The 20,280-nt window shown below is 62.0% G+C and carries 20 protein-coding genes; 8 read left to right on the top strand and 12 right to left on the bottom strand.

Features of this window, described 5'->3' with window-relative positions; all coding sequences use genetic code 11:
* Positions 1-263: 263 nt before the first annotated feature.
* The 3 genes from bcsA (at position 264) to OIN59_RS06285 (ending at position 5,427) form a co-directional block, all read left to right on the top strand.
* The gene (gene bcsA, locus OIN59_RS06295) at positions 264-2,459 is read left to right on the top strand and encodes a UDP-forming cellulose synthase catalytic subunit (protein ID WP_274108243.1); all 2,196 of its coding nucleotides are present in this window, start codon (positions 264-266) and stop codon (positions 2,457-2,459) included.
* On the top strand, positions 2,456-4,018 hold the full coding sequence (gene bcsG, locus OIN59_RS06290; protein WP_274108241.1) for a cellulose biosynthesis protein BcsG: 1,563 nt from the start codon (positions 2,456-2,458) through the stop codon (positions 4,016-4,018). Before bcsA ends, bcsG begins: the two co-directional genes overlap by 4 nt.
* A gap of 176 nt (positions 4,019-4,194) precedes the next feature.
* On the top strand, positions 4,195-5,427 hold the full coding sequence (locus OIN59_RS06285) for a multidrug effflux MFS transporter (protein WP_274108239.1): 1,233 nt from the start codon (positions 4,195-4,197) through the stop codon (positions 5,425-5,427).
* A 16-nt stretch (positions 5,428-5,443) separates the two neighbouring features.
* On the opposite strand, the gene OIN59_RS06280 is transcribed toward OIN59_RS06285, so the two are convergent.
* From OIN59_RS06280 to orn, 3 genes are all read right to left on the bottom strand, one after another.
* The gene (locus OIN59_RS06280) at positions 5,444-6,913 is read right to left on the bottom strand and encodes a sensor domain-containing diguanylate cyclase (protein WP_274108237.1); all 1,470 of its coding nucleotides are present in this window, start codon (positions 6,911-6,913) and stop codon (positions 5,444-5,446) included.
* A 143-nt stretch (positions 6,914-7,056) separates the two neighbouring features.
* Positions 7,057-8,937, bottom strand: a complete 1,881-nt coding sequence (locus tag OIN59_RS06275; protein WP_274108235.1) for a DEAD/DEAH box helicase — start codon at positions 8,935-8,937, stop codon at positions 7,057-7,059.
* Between the two features lie 388 nt (positions 8,938-9,325).
* On the bottom strand, positions 9,326-9,919 hold the full coding sequence (orn, locus tag OIN59_RS06270; protein ID WP_274108233.1) for an oligoribonuclease: 594 nt from the start codon (positions 9,917-9,919) through the stop codon (positions 9,326-9,328).
* 37 nt (positions 9,920-9,956) lie between these two features.
* On the opposite strand from orn, the gene OIN59_RS06265 reads away from it, so the two are divergent.
* Genes OIN59_RS06265 through rsgA form a run of 3 tightly spaced genes read left to right on the top strand, consistent with a single transcriptional unit; the run spans position 9,957 to position 12,556 of the window.
* Positions 9,957-11,264 (top strand): M48 family metallopeptidase, encoded by a 1,308-nt coding sequence (locus OIN59_RS06265; protein WP_274108231.1) that lies wholly within the window; start codon positions 9,957-9,959, stop codon positions 11,262-11,264.
* The gene (locus OIN59_RS06260) at positions 11,261-11,599 is read left to right on the top strand and encodes a 4a-hydroxytetrahydrobiopterin dehydratase (RefSeq protein ID WP_060986897.1); all 339 of its coding nucleotides are present in this window, start codon (positions 11,261-11,263) and stop codon (positions 11,597-11,599) included. The genes OIN59_RS06265 and OIN59_RS06260 overlap by 4 nt, the downstream gene beginning before the upstream one ends.
* Before the next feature lie 12 nt (positions 11,600-11,611).
* Positions 11,612-12,556 carry a ribosome small subunit-dependent GTPase A gene (rsgA, locus tag OIN59_RS06255; protein ID WP_274108228.1) on the top strand — a complete coding sequence of 315 codons (945 nt, stop codon included), beginning with the start codon at positions 11,612-11,614 and terminating at the stop codon, positions 12,554-12,556.
* Positions 12,557-12,604: 48 nt separating this feature from the next.
* On the opposite strand, the gene OIN59_RS06250 is transcribed toward rsgA, so the two are convergent.
* From OIN59_RS06250 to rpsP, 6 genes are all read right to left on the bottom strand, one after another.
* A complete protein-coding gene (locus OIN59_RS06250) occupies positions 12,605-13,591 on the bottom strand; it encodes a CobD/CbiB family protein (protein WP_274108226.1) in 987 nt (328 codons plus the stop codon).
* A 57-nt stretch (positions 13,592-13,648) separates the two neighbouring features.
* Complete coding sequence (locus tag OIN59_RS06245; protein WP_274109045.1) at positions 13,649-14,293, bottom strand: CoA pyrophosphatase; 645 nt, start codon at positions 14,291-14,293, stop codon at positions 13,649-13,651.
* A 156-nt stretch (positions 14,294-14,449) separates the two neighbouring features.
* Positions 14,450-14,833, bottom strand: coding sequence for a 50S ribosomal protein L19 (gene rplS, locus OIN59_RS06240; RefSeq protein ID WP_274108224.1), 384 nt, complete (start codon positions 14,831-14,833; stop codon positions 14,450-14,452).
* A gap of 128 nt (positions 14,834-14,961) precedes the next feature.
* A complete protein-coding gene (trmD, locus tag OIN59_RS06235; RefSeq protein ID WP_274108222.1) occupies positions 14,962-15,720 on the bottom strand; it encodes a tRNA (guanosine(37)-N1)-methyltransferase TrmD in 759 nt (252 codons plus the stop codon).
* 26 nt (positions 15,721-15,746) lie between these two features.
* Positions 15,747-16,319, bottom strand: coding sequence for a ribosome maturation factor RimM (rimM, locus tag OIN59_RS06230; RefSeq protein WP_274108220.1), 573 nt, complete (start codon positions 16,317-16,319; stop codon positions 15,747-15,749).
* Positions 16,320-16,393: 74 nt separating this feature from the next.
* Positions 16,394-16,645 carry a 30S ribosomal protein S16 gene (rpsP, locus tag OIN59_RS06225; protein ID WP_015013104.1) on the bottom strand — a complete coding sequence of 84 codons (252 nt, stop codon included), beginning with the start codon at positions 16,643-16,645 and terminating at the stop codon, positions 16,394-16,396.
* Between the two features lie 145 nt (positions 16,646-16,790).
* On the opposite strand from rpsP, the gene OIN59_RS06220 reads away from it, so the two are divergent.
* Positions 16,791-17,312, top strand: coding sequence for a GNAT family N-acetyltransferase (locus OIN59_RS06220; RefSeq protein WP_274108217.1), 522 nt, complete (start codon positions 16,791-16,793; stop codon positions 17,310-17,312).
* 11 nt (positions 17,313-17,323) lie between these two features.
* A complete protein-coding gene (locus OIN59_RS06215; RefSeq protein ID WP_056061068.1) occupies positions 17,324-17,770 on the top strand; it encodes a TM2 domain-containing protein in 447 nt (148 codons plus the stop codon).
* A gap of 125 nt (positions 17,771-17,895) precedes the next feature.
* On the opposite strand, the gene OIN59_RS06210 is transcribed toward OIN59_RS06215, so the two are convergent.
* From OIN59_RS06210 to OIN59_RS06200, 3 genes are all read right to left on the bottom strand, one after another.
* Positions 17,896-18,906: an inorganic phosphate transporter gene (locus OIN59_RS06210; protein ID WP_274108214.1), complete on the bottom strand. Its 1,011-nt coding sequence runs from the start codon at positions 18,904-18,906 to the stop codon at positions 17,896-17,898.
* A gap of 19 nt (positions 18,907-18,925) precedes the next feature.
* Entirely contained in the window at positions 18,926-19,573 is a 648-nt protein-coding gene (locus OIN59_RS06205; protein ID WP_274108212.1) for a DUF47 domain-containing protein, read from the bottom strand.
* A 186-nt stretch (positions 19,574-19,759) separates the two neighbouring features.
* Complete coding sequence (locus OIN59_RS06200) at positions 19,760-20,122, bottom strand: DMT family protein (protein WP_015013099.1); 363 nt, start codon at positions 20,120-20,122, stop codon at positions 19,760-19,762.
* Positions 20,123-20,280 lie beyond the last annotated feature (158 nt).

Raw genomic sequence — 20,280 nt, 5'->3', positions numbered from 1 at the left:
AACCAGGCGGGCTGACGCTGGCTCACAAGGCGCTGGTTTGGCTCCGACGCTGGCTGGAGGTTGACCCCGAAGCTCCCTGGTGGATGTGGCTGTGGCGCTGCTTCATTCTCCCCCCCACGCCGCAGCGCGCGTTGCGCTCCTGGTTGCTGCGCCCAGTACACGGGCTGTGGACAGTCCTCGGCTGGACCATGCGCTTGCTCTGGCGAGTCCTGGCACTGGCGTTCACACTGCTTTTCTGGCCCATCCGGCTTTTTTTGCGGTCCATGAACCGCCTGGCCACCCACGTCAACGTGGGAAAGGGCATTCGACTGGCCGACCAGTGGCTCACGCCTGCCCTGGAAATTCCTGGTGTGCGCTGGGTGGTACTGGCCGTGGGGGCGGTGACGGGCTTGGTCGTCATGACCACACCCTTCAACTGGTTTGGGCAACTGATGTTCATGCTGCTCTGCTGGGGCCTCTCCCTGGTGTTGCGGCGCCTGCCGGGCCGGTACCCATCGCTAGCACTAGCAGCCATCAGTCTGCTGGCCATGGGGCGCTACGCCTGGTGGCGGCTGACCTCTTCCATTGAATTCGATTCGGTCATCGAGTCCGTCTTGGGCTACGGCCTGCTGGCCGCCGAGGCCTACACCTGGCTTGTGGTGGTACTGGGCTTCATCCAGACCGCCTGGCCCCTGCACCGCCGCCCAGCGGAACTGCAGGGCGGGCCCGCGTCTTGGCCCACCGTAGATGTGTACATCCCCACCTATAACGAGCCGCTGAGCGTGGTGCGCACCACGGTGCTGGCGTCGATGGCGCTGGACTGGCCCAAAGACAAGGTCAAGGTCTTCATCCTGGACGACGGCCGACGCGAGGAATTCCGTGCATTCGCCGAATCCATGGGCGTGGGTTACATCGTGCGGCCTGACAACAATCACGCCAAAGCGGGCAACCTGAACCATGCGCTGGGCAAGACCGACGGAGAGCTGGTCGCCATTTTTGACTGCGACCACATCCCCACACGCTCCTTCTTGACCACGGCCGTGGGCTGGTTCCAGCGCGACCAGAAGTGCGCCATGCTGCAAACGCCGCACCACTTCTTCTCGCCCGACCCGTTCGAGCGCAATCTGGGCACCTTCCGGCGCGTGCCCAACGAGGGCGCGCTGTTCTATGGGCTGATCCAGGACGGCAACGACTTCTGGAACGCCACCTTCTTCTGCGGTTCTTGCGCGGTGATACGACGTGGCCCACTGATGGAGGTCGGCGGCATCGCCGTGGAAACGGTGACCGAGGATGCCCACACCGCGCTCAAGCTGCACCGGCGCGGCTACACCACGGCCTATATCAACGAGACGCAGGCAGCTGGCTTGGCCACAGAAAGCCTGTCTGCCCATGTGGGCCAGCGCATCCGCTGGGCGCGCGGCATGGCGCAGATCTTCCGCGTGGACAACCCATTTCTGGGCAAGGGGCTCACCCTGTGGCAACGCATTTGCTATGCCAACGCCATGGTGCATTTCTTCTTTGGGCTGCCTAGGCTGGTGTTCCTCACCGCACCCATGGCCTTTCTGTTCTTTGAGTGGCACATCATCAACGCGGGCGCCATCATGATCGCGCTGTACGTGCTGCCTTACATCCTGCAATCCAACATTGCCAACGCCCACGTGCAAGGCGAGCACCGGCACACTTTCTGGGCGGAGGTCTATGAGACCGTGCTGGCCTGGTACGTGGCCCTGCCCACCTCCGTAGCGCTGATCAACCCACGCCTGGGAAAATTCAACGTGACGGCCAAGGGCGGGCTGGTGGATGAGCCGTACTTCGACTGGGTGATCTCCCGTCCATACACCGTGCTGGTGCTGCTCAACTTTGCGGCCTTTGGCATGGGTCTGCTGCGCTTGTTCTTCTGGAACACCGAGGAAACGGCCACCGTACTGCTCAATCTGCTGTGGACCGTCTACAGCATCCTCATGCTGGGGGCGGCACTGGGCGTTGCGTCCGAGGCGCGCCAGGTGCGGAGAATGCACCGCGTTGCCACGCAGTTGCCAGCGACCTTGTACCAGGACGATGGCTCCGTGTTGCAGGCCCTTTGCATCGACTTTTCCATGACCGGTGTGGGTCTGCAACTACCCGAAGGCACCCTGCTGGCTGTGGGAGACAAAGTACAGGTTGGACTGTGGCGCAACGACACGGAATGCACCTTCCCCGCCACGGTGATGCTGCACAGGGGCCAGAACGCTACCGGTCTTCAATTTGACCCCATGACACGCGAACAACAAATCGATCTGGTGCAGTGCACTTTTGCCCGGCCAGACACCTGGCGGCAATGGAACGACAGCCATGACACCGACCGCCCCCTGCACGGTTTGCAAGAAATTGCCCAGCTGGGTGTGCTGGGCTACCGCAAGTTCTGGACTTCGCTGATGGATTCGGCGCGCAGCCGTTGGCCCTTTCGCAACCAGCGCAGGCAGAAAGGGCTGCAGGCATGAACTTTTGGCACCTGACTTTTCTTGCCAAGGTAGGGCTGTACTTTGGTGGCTACATTGGCCTGAACTGGTGGTTGAACCTGCTGCTGTGGCTGTCCATGCTGCCCCCCATCGCACACATCGGGTGGCGACGTGCACGCGCTGTCGTAGCCCTGGCAGCAGCGGTAGCGCTTCTGTATGCCGACTCTTACTTGCCAAGCCCCGCCCGGATACTGTCTCAGGTCAAGGCGCTGAGCGGCTTCAGCGCAGACTACTGGCTGGAGTTGGCCCAGCGGGTGTTCAACCCCGACATGCTTCTGGCGGGGCTGGTCGGCGTCCTGCTTTATTCGGCGTTGGCGCGGCGGGTGCGTGCAGGGACCTTCACACTGCTGGCCCTGTTGAGTGTGCCGATGGGAGCTGCCTTGCAAGAGCACGTCACAGTGGCCACGGCAGGGGGCAATAGCCAAGGCGCCTCGCCCAGCGACAGCCAGGACACCTCCCCAGACGCGCTGCTGCAGCGCTTTTATGCCAACGAAAGCCAGAGGCGCATTCAGTTCACCGCACCCAATGCACCGCCAGCGTTCGACATCATCTTGCTGCATGTGTGCTCCTTGTCGTGGGACGACATGGACTTTGTAAAACAGCGCGACAACCCGTTCCTCAAACGTTTTGATGTGCTGTTTACCAACTTCAACAGCGCCGCCAGCTACAGCGGGCCGGCGTCCCTGCGCGTATTGCACGGCACCTGCGGGCAAACACCTCACGACAAGCTCTACGATGGTATTGATCCGCAGTGCTACGTGTTTCCCAGCCTGGAAAAGGTGGGCTACCAGACTGCTGCACTGCTCAACCACGACGGCGTGTACGAGGAGTTTGCCCATGCGCTTGAAGAACGCGGGGGCCTGGCAGGCAAGCTGCTGCCCAACCAGCGGGCACCGGTGCACATGCAGAATTTTGACGGATCGCCCATCTACAACGACCACGCGTTGTTGTCACAATGGTGGAAGAAGCGCAGCAGTGACCGCAGCGCTGGGCCGGTGGCGCTGTACTACAACACCATCTCCCTTCACGATGGCAACCGCGTGCCTGGCATGGCTTCGCGCAACAGCCTGGAGACGTTCAAGCCCCGGCTGGTGCAGTTGCTGGCAGACTTCGACAAGTTCATCTCCGAGCTGGAGGCAGCGGGGCGCCCCGTGGTTGTGATGCTGGTCCCTGAGCATGGGGCATCGCTGCGCGGAGACAAGATCCAGATGGCAGGCATGCGGGAGATTCCAGGCCCCCGCATCACCCTCGTACCCGTCGCCGTGAAACTGGTAGGTATGAAACCATCTGATGCGCCCGCACCGGCAGCTCCCTTGGTAGTGAATCAACCCATGAGCTACCTGGGCTTGTACACCCTGCTGGGTGATCTGATTCGCGACAACCCCTTTGGAGACTCCGCACGTCCTCTGGCAGAGCGCCTGGCGGCTCCTGCAACGACACCCTTTGTATCGGAGAACGCCGATGTGATCGTGATGCGAAACCAGGAGGGCAAATACCTGATGCGCTCAGGGAACGGTGAATGGGTTCCCTACAACTACTGATTTCGTCGGCTTGAAGCCCCCGAGGGGGAGTGAAGAGAATGTGGGGCCGCAGGACTCCCCAGCCATGGACGGGCGTATGCGTCCCGCATAATCCACCAGCACTCCGCGCCGGCCTGCGCTGCGCAAGCAGTGCGATGTCCTTCTGCGTGTCGGCACTCACTCTTTCCTCGTTACCCATGAACCCACAAGCCCATCTGCTCTGGAAAGCACCCCGTTGGGCACTGGCGATCCTGTTGGCGGTGCTGGGCATGCTGGGGCCTTTTTCCATCGATACCTACATCCCCGCGTTCTCGGGCATCGCGGCGGCGTTGGGAGCCACGCCGGTGGAAATGCAGCAGACGCTGTCGGCCTACCTGTTCGGCTTTGCGTTCATGAGCCTGTTCCACGGCGCACTGGCAGACAGTTTTGGCCGCAGGCCAGTGATTTTGTGGGGCATTGCCGTGTTCACACTGGCATCCGCAGGGTGTGCACTGTCGCAAACGATTGGGCAACTGGTCTTTTTCCGCGCGCTGCAAGGCCTGTCCACCGGAGCTGGCATCGTGGTCTCCCGAGCGGTGATCCGCGACATGTTTCCCCCAGCCCAGGCGCAAAAGGTCATGAGCCAGGTGACCATCTACTTTGGAGTGGCTCCGGCGATTGCCCCCATCATCGGAGGCTGGCTGTTCGTCCACACCGGGTGGCACAGCATCTTCTGGTTCTTGACCCTGGTGGGGGTTGCCCTGTGGACCGCCAACTTCCGACTGCTGCCCGAGACCCTGCATGTCGAGCAGCGCCAACCCTTCCACGCGCGCCATCTGATGCGCGGCTACGTGCAACTGGGCACCAGTGCACGTTTTGTACTGCTGGCGCTGGCCAGCGGTGTACCGTTCAACGGCATGTTCCTGTATGTGCTGTCAGCCCCAGCGTTTCTGGGAGAGCACCTGTCACTGGCGCCTACGCAGTTCTTCTGGTTTTTTGTGCTCACCATCTCGGGCATCATGGGCGGCGCGTGGTTTAGCGGACGGCTGGCTGGGCGTATTCCACCCAAGCGCCAGATCCGCCACGGATTTGTCATCATGTTCTCTGTGGCGGTACTGAACCTGATCGCCAATCTGCTGTTCGCACCCCACGCCTGGTGGGCCCTGGCACCCATTGCAGTCTTCTCTTTTGGCTGGGCGCTGATGGTGCCGGTGGTGACGCTGCTGGTGTTAGACCTCCACCCCGAGCGCCGGGGCATGGCCTCGTCCATGCAGGCGTTTGTCGGCTCTTCGGCCAATGGACTGGTGGCAGGCCTCATTGCACCGCTGGTAATGCACTCCACCATTTTGCTGGCACTGTCATCGCTCTTGATGTTGTGCATTGGCATGCTGTCCTGGATCTTTCTGCACCACCGCTGGCCCGAGATCGGCCGCACGCCGGTCCACCTCTGATCAAGACACAAACTGATCAAGGATTGGGCTGCCGCCTGTCCACGTTCTTTTGCTGGTAGTAGCGGTTTTTTTCCGCATACATCGCCTGGTCTGCGCGGTGGATCGCTGCCTCCACCGCATCTCCAGACTGGCAACAGGCAATCCCCATGGCCAAGCTCAGATGCTGGCCGGGGTAGAACTGATTGTTGAGTTCGAGCATCGACAAAATGCGCTCCTGCAAAGCCACAGCTCCACGCTCATCCGTGCCAGGCAACAACACGGTGAACTCGTCTCCGCCAATACGGGCTGCGCAGGCGGGGGCATCCACGGCCTTCGCCAACACCTCGCCCACACGGCGCAGCATGGAGTCCCCCGCTGCGTGGCCCTGCTCATCGTTCACCACCTTGAGACCATTCAGGTCGATGGCGATGATGGACAGCGGCCATGGGCCTTTACGGGTTAGGCGGTTGAGCTCCTCCGCGTAGAAGGCACGATTGCGCAATTGCGTGAGCACATCGTGCTTGCCCAGGTACTCCAGATAAGCCTCGGCCTTTTTGCGCGCCGTGATATCCACCAGCGACAACAGCACCAGGCCCCAGTCGCTCATGTGATCGGCCAGCACCGAGAACTGCATGTGGATATGCACGGCATCCCCAGACAGTGCGTAGTTGACCACTTCGCGCTGCTGAAAGGTCTTGCCCTCCCACAGGTCCAGCAACTGCTCCGCAAAGGACTCATGCATTTCCCCGCGAAACACACGGCCAATGTTGTTCAGCAGCATCTCCTTACTCGATGCACCGAACATGCGCAGGGTCTGTTGGTTGACGTCGATCACCCGGATTTCGTGCATGCAGCGCGTCACGAACTCGGGATGCACCCTGAGGAAGGTCTTGAAGTCGTCGATACCCTGTGCACGCACGCCATCGAGCAGATTTTTGACCGTGCTGAAGTCCTCCACCCACAGGGAAACGGGCGAATGCTCGAACAAGTCGCGCGCATACTGCTCGCTACGGCGCAGCTCGACACCTGCGCGCACGGTACCGGTCACATCCTCCAGCGACACCAGCACCCGGCTCCAGTTGTCCTCATAACCAGGCAAGATACGCGCTCGAATCTGCACATCCAGTCGCCGCCCATCGAGCGCGTAGTTCACGGTCTGGTTGGAGAACTCCAACTGTCCGTCCCACAGCTGTGACAGCTCGTGCGCCACCGCGTCGTGCATGTCGTCGCGGAACACCTTGTCCAGGTTGGCCTCCAGAACCTGCTGGTTCTCGGCGGCAAACAGGTCCAGTGTGCGTTGATTGACCTGAAGCACCTTGAGTGCGGAGCTGCAGGCCCGCAGGCGCGCCGGGTCTTGCGCCAGATATGCGCGGATATCGGCCACACCCTCGGCGCGCCACTGGTCAAAAAGCTGCTTGAGCGCGCTGTAGTCCTCTAACCAGAGTGACACTGGGGCCAGCCCAAACATGTGCTCAAAGTCCGCACCCGAAGAAAAAGAAGACGACACAGCAGATTCCTCCGGCGGCCATTATTGACGAGCCGCCGACGGCATCTGCGGCTGACAAGGCCTCCACCATGAAAAAAGGCTGGCACCTTGCGGTACCAGCCTTGGCAACAGGGATGGCGCTAGCGCCACCGAACTGTCAGCGATCAGCGCGCGGGGCGAGCAGGACGCTTGCGGGCGTCATGGGCCACAAAAGGCTTGCCACCACCACCGCCTGCAGGCTTGGCAAACGCCGGCTTGCGGGGAGCGAAATCGCCGCGCGGTGCACCTGCATCGCCACGGGGAGCAAAGCCACCGCGGCCTGTGTCACCAAAGCCAGGCTTGCGGCCATAGCCTTCACCGTCACGACGCGGCGCAAAACCACGGTCGCCGCCACGGTCATCACGGCCAGCGAAACCGCCGCCTTCACCACGGGCAGGGGCACCACGGTTGTCACGACCGGCAAAGCCACCGCCAAAACCACCACCAAAGCCGCCACGGTCATTGCCACCGCGTGCGGGAGCACCGAAGCGACCGCGCGACTGGTTATCACGGTTGTCATACGAACGGCCTGGGGCGCCACGGCCACCACCAAAATCGCCACCGCGAGGTGCCTGGGGTGCGCGCTGCGAGGGCTCCATGCCCGGAATCACTTCGGCCTTGAACTGCTGGCGGCTGTACGACTCAATGTCGTAGATCTTGCGGCGATCGCGGAACTCGGCAAACGTGATGGCCAGGCCATCGCGGCCCGCACGGCCGGTACGACCGATGCGGTGGGTGTAGTCCTCGGCCTTCATGGGCAGGCCAAAGTTGAACACGTGGGTGATGGTGGGCACATCGATACCCCGTGCGGCCACGTCGGTAGCCACCAGGATCTGAACCTGGCCAGCGCGCAGCGCCATCAAGCGGCGATTGCGCAGGCCCTGGCTCAGGGCGCCGTGCAGCGCCACGGCCGAGAAGCCTTCCTGCTGCAGGTCGTTAGCCAGACCATCGCATTCCACTTGGGTGCTAGCAAATACGATGGCTTGGTTGATCGTGGTGTCACGCAGCCAGTGGTCCAGCATCTTGCGCTTGTGCTGGGCGTTGTCGGCCCAGTACAGCACTTGCTTGATGTTGGCGTGCTTCTCTTGCGGAGAATCAATGGTCACCTTCTGCACAGACGAACCACCATCGTGCATCACGCGCATGGCCAGTTGCTGAATACGGGGCGCGAAGGTGGCGCTGAACATCATGGTCTGCTTGCGCTGAGCGGTCAGCTGGTTCAGTTCAGCCAGGTCATCCGAGAAGCCCAGGTCGAGCATGCGGTCGGCTTCGTCAACGACCAGGAACTGCACCTTGTCGAGCTTGATCTGCATCGAGCGCTGCAGGTCCAGCAGGCGGCCGGGGGTGGCGACCACGAGGTCGGCGTTCTGCAGCTTGGCGATCTGCAGCTGGTAGGGCATGCCGCCCACCACGTTGGCCACGCGCAGGCCACGGCAATGCTTGACCAGGTCGATGGCATCGTGCGCGACTTGTTGCGCCAGTTCCCGCGTAGGGCAAAGGATCAGGGCACCGGGAGTGGCAGCCTTGAAGTTGCGCGAGCTGGTGGGGTCCTTGCGCTTGGCGCGCTTCGGAGCAGGTTCGCCACGGGCTGCAGCTTCAGCCACGGCGCGCTCGAAAGCAGCACGTTCTTCGGCTTCGGCAGCAGCTTGCTGGTTGATCAGCGTGTGCAGCACGGGCAGCAGGAAGGCGGCGGTCTTGCCGCTGCCCGTCTGGCTGGAGACCATGAGGTCGATGAACTTGGTGGAGTCGTTGCCACCGCCCATCGCCAGAGGGATTGCCTTGAGCTGCACGCTGGTGGGCTGGGTGTAACCCAGATCAGCCACGGCTTGCACGAGTTCAGGGGCCAGGCCCAGCTCGATGAAGCCATTGGGCTCAGCGGTCACAGCAGCATCGGCTTCGACAGCCGATACCACGGCGTCCAGGGGAGAAGACTGCACGGAAATGTCGGCAGCAAAGGAAGTGTCTGCAGGCGCGAATTCGCCCTGCACCAAAGAGGTGTCGGTCATGATTTTTCTCTCACGAAGACGGTCGCGGGCGCAGCCCACGATTGGCTTCGTCAAATGGTTAAAAAACATCAACCATCAAACGAAACCTGCGCTGGCTCAGAAAAGGCCGGAGCGGGTGGGCGTTATTCGCCAGTCCTGCACTGTCTATGGACAGTCGGCTGGCAAGCCCGGTGTGTGAGGGGAGATGCACAATCTGCGAGGGATTCCTGCGCAGCCATCGATTATTGCACGATTAAGGGTTTGCCCGCAATACCCCCTGTGCTTTGCCCCGGTGGAACCACCTAGATTGCGCCGAATTTTTTCCCGAGTCTTTGTGAAGCACGCGCCTCAAAGGCACGGGCATCACGCGGGGCTCTCGCCCTCACCACAAAGGAGGGGAAGAAGCGACTCAAGACGTTTTCACATCCACAGCCAAGAGGTGCTGGCGGTAATGCGCCAGTTCGTCGATGGACTCGTGGACATCGGCCAGGGCCGTGTGTTTTTGCGCCTTTTTGAAGCTGGTGTATGCATCAGGCTTCCAGCGCTTGGCCAGTTCCTTGAGCGTGCTCACATCCACATTGCGATAGTGAAAGAACCGTTCGAGCTTGGGCATGTAACGCACCAGAAAACGCCGGTCCTGACCGATGCTGTTGCCACACATGGGCGCGGTGCCCTTGGGCACGTACTGGGCCAGGAAAGCAAGAATCTTCTGCTCCGCTTCCTCCTCGGTGACGGCAGAGGCCTTCACCTTGTCGATCAGGCCGCTGCGGCCGTGCGTGCCCTTGTTCCAGGCATCCATCTTGTTCAGCAATTCATCCGACTGGTGAATGGCAAACACGGGGCCTTCAATGCGGGGCTCCAGGCTCGGGCCGGTCACGACCACAGCGATCTCCAGCAAGCGATCGGTGTCGGGCTCCAGGCCGGTCATTTCACAGTCCAGCCAGACCAGGTTCTGGTCGGATTTGGCAAGCGCGAGAGGGGTGGGGTTGTTGGCTTCTGACATGGCGCGCATTGTCGCCGATGGCCTAAACTCGCCGCACATGCCCACCTCTGACGACATTTCCCCCTCTTTGCTGCTCACCCTGGCCTTTGCTGCAGCGCTGTTGCTGGGCCTGGCCCTCAAATTCTGGCTGGCGACGCGCCAGGTCCGGCACGTGGCCCGTCACCGCGCAGCGGTCCCGGCGCCATTTTCCGAGCGCATCACCCTGGCCGCGCACCAGAAGGCGGCCGACTACACGATCACCAAAGCCCGCTTGGGCATGCTGGAGATGACGCTGGGCGCAGCAGTGCTGATGGGCTGGACCTTGCTGGGTGGCCTGGACGCATTGAACCAGACGCTGCTTGCCGCACTGGGCGGCGGCATGTGGCAACAGATGGCATTGCTGGTGGCCTTTGCCGCCATCAGCGGCCTGGTCGACCTGCCCCTGTCGCTGTACCAGACCTTCGTGGTGGAAGAACGGTTTGGCTTCAATAAGATGACCTGGCGCCTATGGCTGGTGGACTCGCTCAAGGGCCTGCTGGTGGGCGCGATCATCGGACTGCCCATTGCCGCGCTGATCCTCTGGTTGATGGGCGCTGCGGGCCCGTTGTGGTGGCTGTGGGCCTGGTGCTTCTGGATGGGGTTCAACCTGCTGCTGATGGTGATCTATCCCACCTTCATCGCACCGTTGTTCAACAAGTTCCAGCCGCTCGAAGACGAGTCGCTCAAGACCCGCGTGACAGCGCTGATGCAGCGTTGCGGTTTCTCGGCCAAGGGCCTGTTCGTGATGGATGGCAGCCGCCGCAGCGCCCATGCCAACGCCTATTTCACGGGCTTTGGTGCGGCCAAGCGCGTGGTGTTTTACGACACCCTGCTGCGCCAGCTAGCGCCTGGCGAGGTGGAAGCCGTGCTGGCCCATGAGCTGGGCCACTTCAAACACCGCCACATCATCCAGCGCATCGTGACGATGTTTGCGCTGAGCCTGGCGGGCTTTGCGCTGCTGGGCTGGATATCCACCCAGGTGTGGTTCTACACCGGGCTGGGCGTGCGGCCCAATATCTCGCTGGACCCGGCCATGGCTGCCGCACCCAATGATGCGCTGGCATTGCTGCTGTTCATGCTGGTCGTACCGGTGTTTACTTTCTTCATCTCGCCGCTGTTTTCACAGCAATCGCGCCGCCACGAATTCCAGGCGGATGCATATGCCACGGCCCAAGCCAGCGGCACCGACTTGTCGTCGGCCCTGCTCAAGCTGTACGAAGACAACGCCTCCACGCTCACGCCCGACCCGCTGTACGTGAAGTTTTACTACTCGCATCCACCCGCCACAGAACGGCTGGCGCGCATGCAAACCCCAGCCCACCCATGACTACCATGTTGAAGAAAAAAGATTGGTCCACGCTGACCCGCCGTGCCCTGACAGCTACAGAAGTGGTAGCAAACCTGGCCAAACTGGAGGGCTGGAGCCTCAGCGGTGACGGCGCCAACGTCGCCATCGAGAAGACCTACCACTTTGCCAATTACTACGAGACGATCTCGTTCGTGAACGCCCTTGCTTTTATCGCCAATGCGCAAGACCACCACCCCGACCTGTCGGTGCACTACAACCGCTGCGTGGTGCGGCTGAACACACACGACGTGCACGGAATCTCCAGCACCGACTTCGAGTGCGCCACTCAGTTCGACGCACTGGTCGCGCTGTGACACGGGCCCACCATGGCTGAACGCAGCGCCCTCATGGAAGGTACCGTGGTGGCCAGCCATGGGCGCCACTGCATGGTCGAAACCCCGGATGGGGAGCGCCGCATCTGCCACCCCCGTGGCAAAAAAAGCCAGGCCGTGGTCGGCGACCATGTGCTGTGGCAAGCGCCGCCGCCCGGACAAGGCGAAGAAGGCACCATCGAAAAGGTCAAGGAGCGGCGCAACCTGTTCTACCGACAGGACGAGATCCGCACCAAGTCATTTGCCGCCAACCTCGATCAGGTGCTCATCCTGATTGCGGCTGAACCGGTGTTCTCGGAAAGTCAACTCGCCCGCGCGCTGATTGCGGCCGAGGCCGAGGGCATCAAACCCATCATTGCCCTCAACAAAAGTGATTTGGTCGAACCCTTCGCCCGCGCATGGGAGCGACTGCTGCCGTACCGGCACATGGGCGCAGGCAAACACTATGGCGTGCTGCCGCTATCTCTGGCGCTGTCCAGCGATGTGGACCGCGCCCTGCTCATGGAACACTTGCAGGGCAAGACCACGCTGGTGCTGGGCCCGTCGGGGTCTGGCAAGAGCACGCTGATCAACCTGCTGGTACCAGGTGCTTCGGTACTGACCGGCGAAATCTCGCAGGCGCTGAACTCGGGCAAACACACCACCACCAGCACCCACTGGTACTGGATGGATGCGGCACGCACCACGGCGCTGATCGACTCACCAGGGTTCCAGGAATTCGGGCTGCACCACATCGCCCCCATGCAATTGGCGGCCTGCATGCCCGACATCGCCGAGCATGCAACCGCCTGCAAGTTCTACAACTGCACCCATCTGCACGAACCGGGTTGTGGTGTGCTGGATGCAGTCAAACAGGGGCCAAGCGCCGGAGGAATAAGTCCCTCTCGCTACAAAATATATAGCGACTTATTTGAAGAGCTGAGTCACACCCGGTATTGACCGGTGCCCGCCAGCAGCGCCGCACAAAGGTAGCGCTACAGGAGCGGGCTAACCCAGCAAACGCGCCAGCGTCAGCAACGCCAGCAGCAGCATCCAGACCACCACCGAGCGCCACACCAGGCCCACCACGCTGCGCAGGTGGCCCACCTCGGGCTCACGGCCGGGGGTGGAGTCGCTGTCTCCCATATCGGCGTCAATCTCCAGGCCCTGTGGCGCATGCAGCTCGGTACGAGCCTTCAACGCCTCACCGCCCAGGCGCACATTGATGGCTCCTGCAGTGGCGGCAAGAACCACACCATCGTTGTCGTTGGGAAACCGCTGCGCATGAAAACGCCAGCCTTCAATCGCTTCTTCAAAACTGCCGACCACCGCAAAGCTCAGTGCCGTGAGCCGCGCAGGCAACCAGTCGATGGCAGTCCAGGCCTGGGCGGACGCCTGCTGCAAGGACTCGCTCGCGGGTAATGCGCCCGTACGCTGCTTGTAATGCCAGTAGCGCGAGACAAATTCAGCCAGGCGATACAGCACCGCCCCCGTCGGCCCCAGACCCAGCGCGGCCAGCACCGAGAACCAGGCCAGCACGCCAAACACATGCCGGTGGGCAGCCAACACCGAATACTCAATCACATGGCGCACGATTTCGCTGCGCGGCAGCACACCTACGTCCACCTGCTGCCAGTGCGCCAGGCGCTCACGGGCAGCGTCTTCGTCGCCCTCTTCCAGCGCATCGCGGATGCCGGTGAAATGGTGGCTGAACTGCCGAAACCCCAGCGTGACGTACAGCACCGCGACGCTCCAGAGCACCGCAAATGGCCAGCCAAGGCCCCACAACAACAGCCAGTGGATGGCCAGAGTGACCAATGCAGGGACAAGCACTGCGAGGCTCCACGCCACCCAGCCGTGGTGCGACTTGCCCGCATCGAAATTGCGGCTCACGGACAGCGCCCATGCACGCAGCCCCGCGTGGATAGGATTGCTGCGAGCCAGAGGGCGTGCCTGCTCGATCAGCAGAGCGAACAGGATGGCGAAGAAACTCATGGGGAGCAATGATACTGGTGCTTCGCGCCGGTGCGCCCCATGGCGTGTGCAGCAGGTTCAGGCCTGCATAAACCGGTAGAAATTGCGCAGCATGCCCGCCGTCGCGCCCCAGATGAAATGGGTTTTGTCCCCCTGCTGGTACGGCATGGAGAACCACTCCCGGTGCACGCCATCGCGGTCGAACACATGGCGGCGATGGTGGGCAGGGTCGAGCAGGAAGGCCAGCGGGACCTCGAACAAGTCGGCCACTTCATACGGATTGGGCCGAAGCACACAGTCCGGCTGCACCAGGGCGACCACGGGGGTGATGATGAACGAGGAGCCGGTCACGTAGGTCGGCAAGGTTCCCAGCACCTCGACAAACTCCCGGTCCAGACCCACTTCCTCCTGCGCTTCGCGCAAGGCGGTTTCAGCAGGGCTGGCATCTTCCGGATCGGCCCGCCCACCAGGGAATGCGACCTGCCCGGAATGGGTGGACAGATGTGCGGTGCGCTCCGTCAGCAACACCGTGGGCTGCTCGCGCAACACGATCGCCAGCAACACAGACGCGTGAGCTGGCTCGCGGTTCATGAACTTCTTCTCCAGCACCACCTCCGGCTCCCACTGGGGTGGCTGCGCAAAACGCGCACGCAGCGCATCGGGCGTTTGTGCGGCCAACGGCACAGCAGGCAAGTGCGCGTCCACACCCACCACCGGCACCATGCGGGGGTCAAAGTCGGGCAGGCTCGACAGAGGCGCAATGACCGATGAGAAGGCGGGAGGGGAAGTAGGGTTCACGAAAAGCAGGTTGAACGAGCCAAAAAACAAAAAGCCGCTACAGGCAGATGCTGTAGCGGCTTGTCAGGACGAGCCCGCGCCTTATGCGGCGGTGGCTGCAGCCTTGACGCGCGAAGGCAGCTTTTCCTTGATACGTGCCGACTTGCCGCTGCGTTCACGCAGGTAGTACAGCTTGGCACGGCGCACGTCACCGCGGCGCTTGACTTCGATGTTGGCGATCAGCGGGCTGTAGGTCTGGAACGTACGTTCCACGCCTTCGCCGCTGGAGATCTTGCGCACGGTGAAGCCGCTGTTCAGGCCGCGATTGCGCTTGGCAATCACCACACCTTCGTAAGCCTGCACGCGCTTGCGGGTACCTTCCACCACGTTCACGCTCACGATGACGGTGTCACCAGGGGCGAATTCGGGGATGGTCTTGTTCAAGCGGGCAATTTCTTCCGCTTCCAGGGTCTGGATCAGGTTCATGTGAGTTTCCTAGTGATCTTGTCCGCGCCAAAAATGGCTGCGTCGGGATTGACGCCTCAGTGTTTTGCGGAAGAACTCCCAGTCAAAACGGCCGGCCAGAGGATCGAAAAGCCTTTGATTATAGCAATTCAGCCGAGCTTGGCCAATACTGCCTCATCGGCAGGCGCCAAACGCCCTGCTTTGCGCGCGACGTCGATGAGATCTGGCCGGTGGCGGGCCGTCGTGACCAAGCGCTGATCACGCCGCCAACGCTCGATCTGCGCATGGTGGCCCGACATGAGGGCAACGGGCACCTGCTGCCCCGCCCACTCTTCGGGCCGCGTGTAGTGTGGGCAGTCCAGCAGGCCATCGAGCGCCGGGTTGAAGCTGTCGAGCTGGTGGCTGCCCTCGTCATTGAGCACGCCGGGCTGCAGGCGTGCCACGGCGTCTAGCAGGGCCATGGCTGCAATCTCGCCGCCCGAGAGCACGAAGTCGCCCAGGCTCATCTGCACATTCACATGCGCATCGATGAACCGCTGGTCGATGCCTTCGTAGCGCCCACACAGCAACACGCCCCCCGCGCTGGCCGACCAGCGCTCCACAGCAGCGTGGTTCAGCGACTCGCCGATGGGTGAAAAAAGAACCACTGGCGCCTGACCGCCTTCGGGCTCACCGCGCTCGGCCCGGATGGCGACAAGGCACCGTGCCAGAGGCTCTGCCATCATCACCATGCCCGGGCCACCACCAAACGGTCGGTCATCCACGCGGCGGTAGTTGCCGTCGGCGTAGTCGCGCGGGTTCCACAGACGCACATCGACCTGGCCGCTGGCATAGGCGCGCCGGGTCACGCCGCTCGCCAGAAAGGGGGCGAACAGCTCGGGAAAGAGGGTGATGATGTCAAAGCGCATGGTGCGCGGCACTGTCCATGCGCCTGTCAGTAGTCGGGCTGCCAGTCCACGGTGATGCGTTTTTCGGCCAGGTCCACCTTGTCCACGAACGCCGAGACAAACGGAATCATGCGCTCCTGCGCCTTGCCGTCCTGCTCATAGCCCAGCACCAGCACGGTCTGGGGGCCGGTGGACATCAGCTCGCGCACCTGGCCCAGCGCCACACCTTCGCGGTTGATGACCGAAAGGCCAATCAGATCGACCCAGTAATACTCATCATCCGAGGTGGACGGGAAACTGGACCGTGGCACAAAAATCCGCGCACCCCGCAACGCCTCTGCGCCATTGCGGTCGTCTATGCCCTGCGCCCAGGCCACCACGGTGTCCGAGTGGTCCTTGGCCTGGCGGATGGGCAGCAGCACGGTGCCGCTGAAGGTCTTGGCACCACGCTCCGAGGGCTGCAAATACCACCGTTTGGACGAAAAAAGTGCCTCAGGATTGCCGCTGTGCGACAGCACCTTGAACCAGCCCTTGACACCCCAGGCATCTGCGATACGCCCCACTTCAACGGCGTCGGCAGGCAGTTCTGCGGGTTCGAGGGTCAACGGTGTGGTGGCCATGGCAGTGAATCCAGAATGAGAAAAGGGCGGGTTCCGCCAGACCAGCCGACGGAACCCGCCCTTTTCAGGGAGCTTTAAGCAGCCTTCTTGGCGGCTTGCTTGATCAGGCGGTCCACCGTGGGGGAGGACTGGGCGCCAACGCCCACCCAGTAAGCCAGACGGTCTTGCACGATGCGCAGGCCTTCTTCAGATTCCTTGGCGGTGGGGTTGTAGAAGCCGATGCGCTCGATGAAGCGGCCATCACGGCGCACGCGCTTGTCAGCAACAACGATGTTGAAGAAAGGACGGCCCTTGGAGCCGCCGCGGGAGAGTCGAATGACGACCATGATTTATCCTTCGGGTGGTGAACTCCGGCAACATTTGCCGTAAGCCACAGTGTTCGCAACCATATTCGCAACGCTTGAGACACGCGACATGGCCACCCGGCCAGCGACACGCTGCAAAGCCTGCGATTATATCCATTTCCCCAAAATGCCCTCTATCCGCCCCAGCACTGACAGCGATATTCCTGCCATCACGGCCATTTACCAACACCATGTGCTCCACGGCACGGGCACCTTCGAGATAGATCCCCCCTCCGAAGCTGACATGACGGGCCGCCGCGCTGACGTGCTGGCGCGTGGCCTGCCCTGGCTGGTTGCGGAGAAAGACGGCCAAGTGCTGGGTTTTGCCTATGCCAACTGGTTCAAACCCCGCCCGGCCTACCGCTTCTCGGCCGAAGACTCGATCTACGTGGCCGACGGCGCCCGTGGCATGGGCCTGGGCCGCAAGCTGCTCACCGAGCTGGCCGTGCAGTCCGAAGCGGCTGGCGTGCGCAAGCTGCTGGCGGTGATTGGCGACTCTGCCAATGCTGGCTCGATCGGCGTGCACCGTGCCCTGGGCTTTACCGATGTGGGCGTCATGCGCTCGGTGGGCTGGAAGTTTGGCGCCTGGCGCGACATTGTGCTCATGGAAAAGACCCTGGGCGCGGGCAACACCACTTCTCCCGAATAGCACGGCATCCCATGAAAAACAAAACCGTCGCGGCCTGGCTCGCCTTTGTGGGCGGGCCGCTGGGCCTGCACCGCTTTTATCTGCACGGCCTGTCCGACATGCTCGGCTGGCTGTTGCCCATTCCCACTGCGCTGGGCATCTATGGCATCCAGAGAGTGCAGCAACTCGGCCAGGACGACCACTACAGTTGGGTGCTGATTCCGCTGCTGGGTTTCACGATAGCCGCCTGTGCGCTGCGTGCCATCCTGTACGCACTGATGACGCCCGAGGCGTGGAATGCGCGCTACAACCCCAGCGCAGCACCCGATGCCGCGCCGGGCAGGACGCAATGGATCACCGTGGGCGCCATCGTGGTGTCGCTGCTGATTGGCACCACGGTGCTGATGGCCAGCCTGGCGTTTAGCTTCCAGCGGTACTTTGAATACCAGATCGAGGAAGCGCGCAAGATCTCGCAGTGATCTGCGGGCAGGCGCCCAAGCAAAAGCCCCATTGAATTCACATCCAATGGGGCTTTTGCGCCAGTGCTGATTGCCTTGATAGCTATCTATTTAATAGCAATCACAACCACCGGGGCCATCGGCCGTCAGAACAGCTGCAGGCTGATCCAGTAAGCGACGGCAGCCACAAACGCGCTCGCCGGAATGGTCAGAATCCACGCCCAGATGATGTTGCCCGCCACACCCCAGCGCACGGCGCTGGCGCGCTGGGTGGAGCCCACACCGACGATGGCGCCCGTGATGGTGTGCGTGGTGGACACCGGAATTCCCAGCGTGGTGGCCAGGAACAAGGTCAGCGCCCCGCCCGTTTCGGCACAGAAGCCGCCCACGGGCTTGAGCTTGGTGATCTTCTGGCCCATGGTCTTCACGATGCGCCAGCCGCCAAACATGGTGCCCAGGCCAATGGCCACGTAGCAGCTGATGATGGCCCAGACGGGGGGCGAGGCGTCAGACGCCGACGAATACCCCGTGGCAATCAGCAGCAGCCAGATGATGCCGATGGTCTTTTGCGCATCGTTGCCGCCGTGACCCAGGCTGTAGGCGCCAGCAGACACCAACTGCAACCGGCGGAACCATTTGTCCACCTTGCTCGGGCGCGTGCGCCGGAAGATCCATGCCACGGCCACCATCATGAGCGAGCCCAGCGTAAATCCCAGCAGCGGAGAGACAAAGATGAACGCCACGGTCTTGAGAATGCCCGCCGAGATCAACGCGCCCGAGCCGGCCTTGGCAATCACGGCCCCCACGATGCCGCCGATGAGCGCATGCGAAGAGCTGCTGGGGATGCCGTAGTACCAGGTGATCACGTTCCAGGTGATCGCGCCCACAAGGGCGCCAAACACCACGTGCGTGTCCACAATGCCGGGCTGCACGATGCCCTTGCCCACCGTTGCCGCCACACTCAGGTGAAAGACGAAGATCGCGACAAAGTTGAAGAAGGCGGCAAACAGCACCGCCTGCGCGGGCTTGAGCACGCCGGTGGAGACCACCGTGGCGATCGAATTGGCCGCGTCGTGGAACCCGTTCATGAAGTCGAACAGGATTGCCAGGGCCACAAGCAGAACCACAACCCAGAGGGCCGTCTGTACGGTTTCCATACTGGTCAGCCTGCGCGGATCAGGAGTTCTCGAGGACGATGCCCTCGATGCAGTTGGCCACGTCCTCGCACTTGTCGGTGATCGTCTCCAGCAACTCGTAGATGGCCTTGAGCTTGATCACTTCGCGCACATCGGGCTCCTCGCGGAACAGCTTGCTCATGGCGCTGCGCATCACGCGGTCGGCGTCGGATTCGAGCTTGTCGATCTCTTCGCAGGTCTTGAGTGCGGCCTCGGCCACAGCAGGGTCGGCGATCTTGTCGAGCAGCTTGACGGCATCGCGCAGGCGCTCGCAGCACTTGAGGCTCAGGTCCGTGAGGCGGGTGATCTCCTCCGTCATGTGGCGCACGTCGTACAGCGCCATGGTCTCGGCCGAGTCCTGGATCAGGTCGGCCACGTCGTCCATGGTGTTGATCAGTGCATGGATCTGCTCGCGGTCGATGGGGGTGATGAAGGTCTTGTGGATGGCCTTGTTCACCTCGTGCGTCACCCGGTCAGCGGCACGCTCAGCGTTGTCCACGTCCTGGTTGTATTTGTCGCGCAGGTGCGGATCGCTATAGTTGGCCACCAGTTGCGAGAAGGCCCGGGCCGCCTCGACGATGCGGTCCGCATGCTGGTTGAACATTTCGAAAAAATTGCCTTCGCGTGGCAACAGCTTGGCAAACAGCATGGAGACTCCTGGATCGGGAACGAATGGTGAGAAAAGGCCGCGCCATGACAAAACCATGACGCTTTCGTGACCCGGCGAGTTTAACCGTGCGCCCAGCAGGGACTGATGCCGCTGCCTCATGCAGTCATGCGCACGGGGCCATGGGCGGCGGCGCGGCGGGGCGCTGGCCGTTCAGACGTTCACGCCTCAAGCGCCCCGGAAGATGAAATACACCGCGCCCACCAGGCAGAGCCCGGCCCAGAGGTAGTCCCATTTCAGGGGTTGGCCCATGTAGAACACGGCGAACGGCACAAATACGCCCAGCGTGATGACCTCTTGCATGATCTTGAGCTGGCCCACGTTGAACTGGGTGAAGCCGATGCGATTGGCTGGCACCTGCAACAGGTATTCAAACAGGGCGATGCCCCAACTGACGAGGGCGGCGACGTACCACGGCGAGGACGCCAGATTTTTCAGGTGGCCATACCAGGCAAAGGTCATGAAGATATTGCTGGCCGTGAGCAGCAACACCGTTTGCAACGAGATGGGCAGGGATTGAAGCGCGTTCATGGTCGGGCGACAGTCTGGATGGGTGGGTGGATGAACAAAGCGGCCGATTATGAACAAAATCGACCACTTGCGCCGGTATGACATGCCTTGATAGCTATACTTTCAATAGCAATTCACTACATCACCAACGTCATCACCAGGCATAAAAAAGGCACTCC

This window comes from Acidovorax benzenivorans (genome assembly GCF_028680575.1).
Classification (GTDB): Bacteria; Pseudomonadota; Gammaproteobacteria; order Burkholderiales; family Burkholderiaceae_C; genus Acidovorax; species Acidovorax benzenivorans.
The sequence above is the reverse complement of the archived record's forward strand: the minus strand, read 5'-3'. Positions and strand labels throughout refer to the sequence as shown.